The sequence below is a fragment of the Cellulomonas fimi genome, assembly GCF_012952065.1.
In the GTDB taxonomy this organism is placed as follows: domain Bacteria; phylum Actinomycetota; class Actinomycetes; order Actinomycetales; family Cellulomonadaceae; genus Pengzhenrongella; species Pengzhenrongella fimi_A.
On sequence record NZ_JABCJJ010000066.1, the window covers coordinates 1 to 1,641 of the forward strand.

A 1,641-nucleotide genomic window follows, 5' to 3' on the forward strand; every position below is an offset into this window, starting at 1 on the left:
GGGTGGGCGTGGGAACGCGAGAATGCCCTCCTGACTTGGGAAGATACGACTTGTCGAAGGTCCGTATCGCCAGTTCAAGAAGGGCATCTCGTCGATGCAACTTTCTCACACCCGTCCGGTCGTGTCCGCGACGTTCGATGAGCCCAACCTCGTGTCGGCCGCCGGCCTGGTCCCGTTGATGGCCCTGGCCCGGCGGGCGGGACTGCGCGAGCTGGCCGACGAGCGGTTGAGCGTGCCGACCGACAAGGGGGCCAACGCCGGACTCAAGCTTTCCTCGCTGGTCGCGGGCATGGCCGCCGGCGCGGACAGCATCGACGACATGGCCCTGCTGCGCCACGGCGCCATGGGCAAGATCTTCACCGGCGCCTACGCCCCCTCGACGCTGGGCTCGTTCCTGCGCGCGTTCACCTTCGGCCACGTCCGCCAGGTCGACGCCGTCGCCTCACGGTTCCTGCTCGCTCTGGGCGAGCACACCGACGTCCTGGGCGATGCCCAGGACACAGCCAGGGTGATGGTCGACCTCGACGACACCATCATCGAGGTCCACGGCTACCAGAAGCAGGGGGCCGCGTTCGGGTACTCCGGCGTCAGAGGGCTCAACGCCCTGCTCGCCACGATCTCCACCGACCAGGTCGCGCCGGTGATCGCCGCCCAGCGGCTTCGCAAAGGGTCGGTGGGTTCCCCGCGCGGGGCGGCCCGGCTCGCTACGGACACCTTGGCGCTGATCCGCCGCAGCCGGCTCGCCGGCCGGGACGTGCTGATGCGAGCCGACTCGGCGTTCTACTCCCACACCCTGGTCACCGCTGCCCTCAAGGCTGGTGCGAACGTCTCGATCACCGCCCGGATGGACCCCGCGGTCAAGCGCGCGATCGCGAGCATCCCCGCCGATGCGTGGACGACGATCAAGTACACCGACGCGATCTACGACGAGGCCACGAGCACGTGGGTGTCCAAGGCCCAGGTCGCCGAGATCCCGTTCACCGCGTTCACCTCGAAGAAGAAGTCCGAGCAGATCCCCGGCCGGCTCGTCGTGCGGCGCATCCCCGACCTGAACCCCAAGAAGGGCGACGGGCAGGAGACGTTGTTCGAGACCTGGCGCTTCCACGCCTTCTTCACCACCACGCCCGCCGACCGGCTCGACACGGTCGCCGCGGACCAGACCCACCGGGCCCACGCGATCATCGAGAACGTCCACGCCGACCTCAAGGCCTCCGCCCTGGCCCACCTGCCCTCCGGGGTGTTCACCGCCAACGCGGCCTGGCTGATCTGTGCCGTGATGGCCTTCAACCTCACCCGCGCTGCCGCCACGGTGACCACGGCCCCGTCGCTGGTCCGGGCGACGACCGCGACGATCCGCCGCAAGCTCATCAACGTCCCCGCCCGGATCGCGACCTCGGCCCGGCGGCTGCGCCTGCACCTGCCCACCGCCTGGCCCTGGCACAACGCCTGGACAACGCTCTACGACGCTGTCGTCCCGAACAGCGCCCGGGTCACCTGAACCCCCCGACCACACCCGCCTACGACCAAGGACCATCAGTGGAAAAGCCGGGCAGACCGGCGAACACCACACACCCGAGAACCACCACCGCCGTCCCGGCCCAGATCAACGAGCGAGCCACGGCCCATCGGTGGATCGAGGCT

General features: G+C 69.3%; 1 protein-coding gene. It reads left to right on the forward strand.

Going from position 1 to position 1,641, the window contains the following annotated elements; translation table 11 throughout:
- Window positions 1-94 precede the first annotated feature (94 nt).
- Complete coding sequence (locus tag HIR71_RS16195) at window positions 95-1,498, forward strand: IS1380 family transposase (RefSeq protein ID WP_169326091.1); 1,404 nt, start codon at window positions 95-97, stop codon at window positions 1,496-1,498.
- Window positions 1,499-1,641 lie beyond the last annotated feature (143 nt).

Coding starts and splice junctions, on each gene's coding strand:
- HIR71_RS16195 (WP_169326091.1), top strand. CDS start 95: ATGCAACTTTCTCACACCCGTCCGGTCGTGTCCGCGACGTTCGATGAG.